Annotated in this window: 9 protein-coding genes and 1 other RNA gene; 2 read left to right on the top strand and 8 right to left on the bottom strand. The window is 60.4% G+C overall.

Annotated elements, in window-relative coordinates:
- Positions 1-206, bottom strand: a transfer-messenger RNA (tmRNA) gene (gene ssrA / locus VJX68_RS08130); the annotation flags it as partial.
- A gap of 137 nt (positions 207-343) precedes the next feature.
- On the opposite strand from ssrA, the gene smpB reads away from it, so the two are divergent.
- The gene (gene smpB / locus VJX68_RS08125; RefSeq protein ID WP_324095173.1) at positions 344-841 is read left to right on the top strand and encodes an SsrA-binding protein SmpB; all 498 of its coding nucleotides are present in this window, start codon (positions 344-346) and stop codon (positions 839-841) included.
- Here smpB and VJX68_RS08120 read toward each other — a convergent pair.
- From VJX68_RS08120 to VJX68_RS08100, 5 genes are all read right to left on the bottom strand, one after another.
- Complete coding sequence (locus tag VJX68_RS08120) at positions 822-1,703, bottom strand: nucleotidyltransferase domain-containing protein (RefSeq protein ID WP_324095172.1); 882 nt, start codon at positions 1,701-1,703, stop codon at positions 822-824. The two genes, smpB and VJX68_RS08120, sit on opposite strands and share 20 nt — an antisense overlap.
- A 109-nt stretch (positions 1,704-1,812) precedes the next feature.
- On the bottom strand, positions 1,813-2,826 hold the full coding sequence (locus VJX68_RS08115; protein WP_324095171.1) for a M48 family metallopeptidase: 1,014 nt from the start codon (positions 2,824-2,826) through the stop codon (positions 1,813-1,815).
- A gap of 27 nt (positions 2,827-2,853) precedes the next feature.
- Positions 2,854-3,414 (bottom strand): LemA family protein, encoded by a 561-nt coding sequence (locus tag VJX68_RS08110; RefSeq protein ID WP_324095170.1) that lies wholly within the window; start codon positions 3,412-3,414, stop codon positions 2,854-2,856.
- 130 nt (positions 3,415-3,544) lie between these two features.
- On the bottom strand, positions 3,545-3,967 hold the full coding sequence (locus VJX68_RS08105) for an Hsp20/alpha crystallin family protein (protein WP_324095169.1): 423 nt from the start codon (positions 3,965-3,967) through the stop codon (positions 3,545-3,547).
- A gap of 184 nt (positions 3,968-4,151) precedes the next feature.
- On the bottom strand, positions 4,152-4,355 hold the full coding sequence (locus VJX68_RS08100) for a hypothetical protein (protein ID WP_324095168.1): 204 nt from the start codon (positions 4,353-4,355) through the stop codon (positions 4,152-4,154).
- Here VJX68_RS08100 and VJX68_RS08095 point away from each other — a divergent pair.
- On the top strand, positions 4,354-5,091 hold the full coding sequence (locus tag VJX68_RS08095; protein ID WP_324095167.1) for a tRNA1(Val) (adenine(37)-N6)-methyltransferase: 738 nt from the start codon (positions 4,354-4,356) through the stop codon (positions 5,089-5,091). The two genes, VJX68_RS08100 and VJX68_RS08095, sit on opposite strands and share 2 nt — an antisense overlap.
- Before the next feature lie 8 nt (positions 5,092-5,099).
- Here VJX68_RS08095 and VJX68_RS08090 read toward each other — a convergent pair whose 3' ends face one another.
- The gene (locus VJX68_RS08090; protein WP_324095166.1) at positions 5,100-5,954 is read right to left on the bottom strand and encodes an alpha/beta fold hydrolase; all 855 of its coding nucleotides are present in this window, start codon (positions 5,952-5,954) and stop codon (positions 5,100-5,102) included.
- A gap of 37 nt (positions 5,955-5,991) precedes the next feature.
- Positions 5,992-7,287 (bottom strand): YhjD/YihY/BrkB family envelope integrity protein, encoded by a 1,296-nt coding sequence (locus tag VJX68_RS08085; protein WP_324095165.1) that lies wholly within the window; start codon positions 7,285-7,287, stop codon positions 5,992-5,994.
- Between the last annotated feature and the right edge of the window lie 108 nt (positions 7,288-7,395).

Below are 7,395 nucleotides of genomic sequence, written 5' to 3'. Positions count from 1 at the left end.
GGTGAACTGCGGTTCCCTAGCCCACTAAATGACGCCCCGACCCGCTGCCATGGGCGAGCAGCGGCGGGACGCTAGCGGCCCTTAGGCCGCCAGAGCGTAACCGTTATTGTCTGCGGGTAAATTTCGCAGTCTGCCAGTTTTACGGGTCGACAGCACCCGGCGTGCGACCATGGCCATGTTGTCTTCGTCGAATCCAGTTCGCCCCCACGATAGTGGGTTTTCCATACGGGCCAGTGAAGTCGAAACGGTTACACCATCCAATCTAAGGCTCGGCGACAGCGTTCGCAACCATGCCGATCGACCCCTTATCTGCATCGCCCTGTGCGGATAAACTCACGCTGATATGGCGCGTGATTCTCACAGCCGCAACGGTAAACCGGCCGCTGACGGATTTGATCTGGTCGTCGACAACCGCAAGGCGCGGCATGACTTCTTTATCGAGGAGACTATCGAGGCCGGCCTCGCGCTCACGGGCACCGAGGTCAAGTCGCTGCGGGCGCATCGCGCAAATCTGCGCGACAGTTACGCGCGCATCAAGAACGGCGAGGCGTTTCTCGAGAGCGTGCACATCGGCGCTTACGCGCCGGCGGGCCAGTTCAGCCACAAGGAAACTCGCGCGCGAAAACTGCTGATGCATCGGCGCGAGATCGATCGCCTGTGGGGCCGCGTGCGCGAGAAGGGCTACTCGATCGTCCCGCTGAAAATTTACTTCAAGAACGGACGCGCCAAGGTTGAGCTTGGGCTCGCCAAAGGCAAGCACTCGTACGACAAGCGCGACGTGCTCGCGCGCAGGGCTTCGGATCGCGAAATCGAGCGCGCGCTCAAAGGACGCAATCGCTAGAGGACGCCTTGGCCGGTCGCGCCGCGAGTTGGCGCAATTCCGCAGCCAGGCTCTGGAAGCTGACGGCGCTCGCCGCTAGTTCCGCCACTGTTGTGCCGACGCTTCCCAGCACGGTCGCGACGGTGTCGTGAAATCGCACCGGCTTGATCGCGAAGCCCCGCGATTCGGCCCACGCGCCTTTCTCGTTGAAAAAAAATCTGCGATTCAGCGCATACAGCACCAGCGTCATGAAACCCGCTGCGCGAAACAGACATCCCGCGACGTACATTATGTCTGTGCGCGCGGCCGCCTTCGCCGCGATCGTAATTTCGAACTCCGCGTCGAAAAGATGCTTGGCGATAACAGCCGTACGGAATTTTTCAGGATATTCACTGACTAGAGATTTGAGCCGAGCGACCGTGCCAGAAGGATCGAATAGCGGACGGCAGACGTGAACTTCTCCCGCGTAAATCTGCATGTGAAATCCGAGCGGATGCCCGAGCTGGTGGACGCTGCGCGGGCGCCCGGCGACGCAATCTTCGATCGCTTCGCGCACGGCTCCAATTTCACGGTAGAGAAAATCGATGTGATTGCCCTGAATCTCGAGCCATCCGCCACCGTTCACTCCGGGGCCCCACTCGCCGAACGAAGTCACCAGGCCCTCTGAATGACGGTCGTCCAGATCCTTCGCAGCCGCTTCCAGCGCCACCGTTGAGAACGGATGCTTGCCGTCGTAATAAATCCCGAGATCGATATCCGAGCGTTCGTCGGCAGTTCCGCGCGCGCGTGAGCCGCCGAGCACGATCGCCTGGACGCCGTCGATCTTCGCGACGCGGGCAACTACTTGAGTGAGTGTCTGGTCGACTTCGTGCTCGGTTGGCATTCGTCGAGCTTAAGTCGACTGTGCATATCGAGCAACGTCGCGAGTGCGCGGGAACCTAACCCTTAACCCCTTCCTCTGGGGAAGGGGAACCGGAAAGTGTGGTGTTCGCTCAGGTGTTTGCCTGCGATGATGCGTCGAGGATAGATGCACCCGATGCTCCCAGCAGCGCCTGCAGTCGCGCGATGCGCTTGCTCAGTGGAGGATGGGTCGAAAACAGGTTGGCAAAGAATCCCTCGTCGTCCGCGCGCAGGCCCTCGCGAGGATTTACGATGAAAAGATGGCCGGTACCAGCGGTGCCCTGCTTAAGCGGTGACTCGACTTTTGCGATGTGCTCCAGCGCCCGTAGCAGCGCGCGCGGGTTGCGCGTGAACTCGACCGACGACGCGTCCGCGAGATATTCGCGCTGCCGCGACACCGCCATCGCGAGCAATTGTGAAAAAATCGGCGCCAGTGCGGCCAGGATGATCACCGCGACCGTGATCAGCGCCGCCGTTTGATTGTCGCGATCGTTACCGCTCCGGCCGCGCGCGCCGAAGCCGCCGAAGAACATCCAGCGGTACACGAAGTCCGAGAGCATCGCGATTCCACCGACCATCACGGCGATCATCATCATCGTGCGGATGTCGTAGTCTGCGACGTGCGACATCTCATGCCCGATCACGCCCTGCAACTCTTCGCGGTCCATCTGATCGACCAGTCCCTGTGTGACGCAAATCACCGAATGCGCGGGGTCGCGTCCGGTCGCGAATGCATTCGGCGACGGATCGTCCATGATGTAGGGCTTGGGCACCGGCATCCGCGCCGCAGTCGCCATCTCGTTGATCACGTCCAGCACCATCTGATGCTTGGGCGTGTCAGGCGTGAGCTCGCGAGCGTGAACCGAGAGCAGCACGAGAGACGCGCCGCTGTAGTATGACACCATCGATTGCACGCCGGCAAAAACCAGCGCCGCGATTGTCAGTACCGGGAAGCCGACGAGTTGTCCGTTAACGATCGCAACGTCGTTTGCCGCAACATCAAGTCCAAGCCCGAGCGCACCGAGCAGTAGCATGAACGCGAGTACGAGCAGCACGGTCTCGCGGCGATTGGTCGCTTCGAGACCCCTGAAATTGCTTGCTGCCATCGAGCATGCCCGCTTGCGGCGCGTGGCTCAGGCGCGCGGCGCGGTCATCGAAAGATCGACCTTGGGAACGGCCTGCTCTTCGGGAGCCCCTTTGAAATATTCCGCGGGCTTGAAACCGAAATTGCTGGCGATGAGATTCGTAGGGAAGGTTTGGATGCGGGTGTTCAAATCGAGCACGACGTCATTGTAGGCCTGCCGCGCGTAGGCGATTTGATTTTCCGTGGTCGTCAGCTCTTCCTGCAGCTTGAGCACGTTCTCGTCGGCCTTCAATTGCGGATAGTTTTCCATCACCGCCAGCAGTTTCCCCAGACCGGTCGTGATCTGGCTCTCCGCCGCCATGCGTGAGGCCTGGTCCGGCGCGCTAACAGCCTTGGCGCGCGCCTCGACCACCTGCGTCAGCGTGTCGCGCTCGAACTGCATGTAGCCTTTGACGGCTTCGACGAGATTTGGAATCAAATCATGCCGGCGTTTCAATTGTACATCAATTTGCCGCCACGAATTATCTACCTGGTTGCGCAGACTGACTAATCGATTGTAGGCAAGAATTAGCAATGCGACGATAGCCACTAGGATAATCAGAAACACCATCTGCGATTCCTCCGATGAGAGGTCAGCCCGAGGTGGCTTCGTCGGCTGCGCTCACGGCGCCGGCAGTTTAGACCGCCAGCGCCTGGGCCAAAATTCTCCTAGCCGCGGCGCGAAGCGTCCAGCGCGCTGGCTAGTTTTCGAACTCGACTTTGATCTTGAACGGTTTGCTCTCCGGCCGCTTCGGCACCGTCACTTCCAGCACGCCGTCCTTGTATGCTGCCTTGATTCCTTTGTGACTCGCGTCCTCGGGCATCGTAAACGCGCGCCGCATCGTGCCGTACGCCCGCTCGGAAAGATGGAGCTCTACGTCCTTCGACCACTCGGGCCGTTTGCGCTCGGCCTCGACGATCAGATTCCCGTCCTCGACGCGAACATTGACCGACTCGCTGTTGATGCCGGCCATCTCGAAGTAGAAATGATAGCCGTCCGGGTCTTCAACAACGTCAGCTGCCGGCGCAGCCCTGCGCGCTGGCTCGAGCTCGTTCCACAGCACGTTCCACTGGCGCAGAAGCGAGTTGTCGGGAGTCAGGCCGTTTCTCATGAACACTTCCATTTGGAAGCCTCCTGCCGGTAATTATCTCCGGCGTGATTTTAGATTTCGGGGCGCCCGGCGCGAGGAAGTTTCTATCTGTCCTTCGCTCGAATCGCCTTGCGTCCCACAATTTCAAAGTAAGTACGAACTCGAAGGCGTCAAGCGATGCGTCGCTCGAAACGTCGAAATTCGAGGTAAAAGGCCGCTATTTCGTGGGTTCTGCGCTCTTCGAGACGTTTGCAATCTCTTGCGCGAATCGCGTCGCCATCTTGCTATCGCCGTTGCGTTCGGCGATTTTCATACCTTCATTCAGCTCTTTGAGCGCCCGCGGAATTTCTCCCTTGCCGAGAAACACACCAACCTTGCGAAAGATGCGGGCGTAGAGCTCTCCTTTCTCGGCGGCATTCATGACGGCAAATTCAAGCGATGAAACTCACGATACGGTCCTGGGTGGTTCTATCACGCTGATCCAGCCGAGGCACGGCTACCGCTTCTCGATCGAGGCGATCCTGCTCGGCCGCTTTGCGGGCGCAAGAAAGCGGGAGCGAGTGCTAGAGCTTGGGGCCGGATGCGGCGTCGTATCGATCATGATTGCGGCGCTCTGTCGGGCGCGCGAAGTCGTTGCGCTCGAGATCCAGCCGGCGCTCGCGGAGATGATCGTGCGCAACGCCGAGATCAACGGGCTCGAATCGGTGCGTGCGGTTTGCGCCGACCTGCGGCAGAAAAAAATCGCAGGCGTCGAGTCCGCGAGCTTCGATCTGATCGTCGCGAATCCTCCCTATCGCGCGGCGGCCTCCGGCCGCGAGAATCCCGAGCACGGCCGCCGGCTGGCACGCGGTGAGAACGTCGGCACGCTTGCGGACTTCGTCGCAGTGGCTCGGCGCTACGCGCGCCGCGGCGGACGCGTCGCATTTGTCTTCACCGCGCGCAGAAGCGCCGAGCTGATTTCCGCAATGCGCTCGAACCAACTCGAGCCGAAGCGTATCCGTCTCGTTCATCCACGGATTGCGATGCCCGCGTCGGTAATGCTGATCGAAGCCCGTCTCGGTGGCGGAATCGAAGTAACTGTCGAGCCGCCATTGATACTATATGAACGCCAGGGAGTATATACTGCCGAAGCGCGCGCATTACTCAGTTCGCCCTGACTGACTATTTACTCGAACCTGAAGAATTCGATCGCCTTATCCGCTGCGTAGTCGGGTTCTTCCATCGGGATAAAATGGCTCGTGTCGGCCACATCGATCACGCGTCCGTTCTTGAGTTCGTTGGCAACTTTTCCGGACAACGATGCGCCAAGCGAATCGCCGCGCGCACCGAACATTACCAGCAGCGGCGAAGTGCAGTGGAGAATTCGCCCGAGCCCGTCGAAGTCGCGCGAGGTCTCGTAGAATTTTGCCTCGACCTCAGGCGCGCACTTGAGTTCGCGCTTGCTGTCGCTCGTCGGACGCGTACCGAACTCGCAGTAGTCGCGCAGAATCTCCTTCCGCCAGCCGTTGTACGGCGGCTTGTGTTCGAAGTTCGAGTACATCGCGTCGACGCTGTCGAAAATGCGCCTGCGCCTCAGGGTCCGTTGGATGAATGGATTGCGCCATCCGAGTTCCGGCGCCGTCGGCGACTCGAAGATCACCGGCTCGAGCAGGACGGCGCATGAAATCAGGTCTGGGCGCTCGCAAGGGAGCGAACCGATCGCCGTCGCACCGGCGGAGTGGCCTAGAGCTCGAACGCCGGACCAGCCCATCGCAGTGATGAACCCTTCGAGGTCGCGCATCGTCGAGTCCCAGCTATACTCGCCGTCGGATGCCGCCGAACTGTCGCCGTGGCCGCGCTGATCGTAGCTGTAAACGTGGCCGATCGCGCGCAGCCGCTCTGCGAGCGGCCAATAGATGCGCCCGAGAAAGCCGGTAGCGTGCAGGATAACGATCGGTGCGCCTTCGCCACCCCAGTCGAGAGCATGCAAGCGGACCCCGTTGACGTTCACGAAGCGGCTGCGGGGTTCAGTTTTTTTCATCTCCAAGGTTTTGCGAGTATACACTATCACGACGGATTCACTGATCGGCTTTGTTCTCGATCGCCGCCGTTTCCCGCTCGGCGGCTTTCGCTTCCGCAGAGCGGATATCTTCGAGCGTAATCGTCTTGAGCAGATCGTTACGCATAGCGCCCATCTTCGCCAGCACGCGGTCCACGCGAGGATCGCCGTCGGTGGCTCCTTGATCGAAAGCTACGGCTTTGATTGCGTCCGCGAGCACGATCGTCGAAGCCTGTCGCGCCAGGAACAAGCCCTGGCTCGCGGAGCTTGTGCTCGGGTCGGCCTCGATAACAAAGCCGCCGGCCTTGAGGCCGTCGAGAATCGGCTTAATCGCGGACTCCCCAACGAAGAGTTCGCGGGCGAGAGTCCATGAGGTAACGTCGTCGCCGGGGCGATAGGCGCGGTCCGCCAGGCGAATCAGAATGTGCATCGTCGCCGAATACAGAAAGTCCGGCGACGACGGAGCCAGCATCGGCGGAAGGTCGCCGCGCTGCACGGCCGCGGTCAGTTCGGCGCCGAACAAAATCAACGACCACGCGATGTACGTCCAAACCAGGAAAATCGGCAGGGTCGCCAGCGCGCCATAGATTGCATGGTAGTTGGCGGCACCCACCTGGAAGCGCACGTATCCCCACTGCGCGAGCTGAAAAAGCACCGCGGTCACGAATGAACCGATCAACGCGGGACCATATTTGACCTTGGTGTAGGGGAAAAACACGTAGAGGAAGAAGAATCCCGCCCACACGAACAAGTACGGCAGCAGCTGCGTGACGAACGGAAATTCGGAAATCCGAACCGAAAAAACCGCGGTGACACCGAGCGCCGCCACGATCAGAAAAGGAACGGTGAACAGCACGCTCAGATAATCGGAGAACTTGCGAAAATAACTGCGGCTCTGCGGCACGTTGAAGATCGTGTTGAGCGCCTGCTCGATTGTCCCCATCGTCGAAATTACCGTGACGAGCAGAAACGCGCCGCCCGCCGAACCCAGCGCCGCCGCATTGACGTTCTCGACGTAGCCCATCAACTGCGACGATGAGGAGCCGAGACCGAGGTAATGCTCGACCAGTGGCCGCAATCGTTCCGCGCCGCCGAATCCCTTAACCGCGGAAAACGCAAGCGCGAGAATCGGTACGATCGACAGCGCGACAGTGAAAGTCAGCGCCGACGCACGCAGCAGGTCGTTGTTGTTGATGAAGCCTTCGACCGCGTGATTCAGGACGTGCCAGACGCGAAGCGCGGTGGTGTGCTTCGATGCCCGGGTTTCCAGGTCTAGCGTCCTGCTCTCGAGCCAGCTTGGAGCGTGTCGCGCCACGTCAGTTACAGGATTGCGCCGCCGCCGATTTGCCCGCGCTTCACGAACCGATTGTCAGTTCACGACTTGCGCGATGTCAAGCTGTGCGGCCGCGCCGCGCGTTGCGCG

Source organism: Binatus sp. (SeqCode) (assembly GCF_035272065.1).
Lineage (GTDB): Bacteria > Desulfobacterota > Binatia > Binatales > Binataceae > Binatus.
The sequence above is the reverse complement of the archived record's forward strand: the minus strand, read 5'-3'. Positions and strand labels throughout refer to the sequence as shown.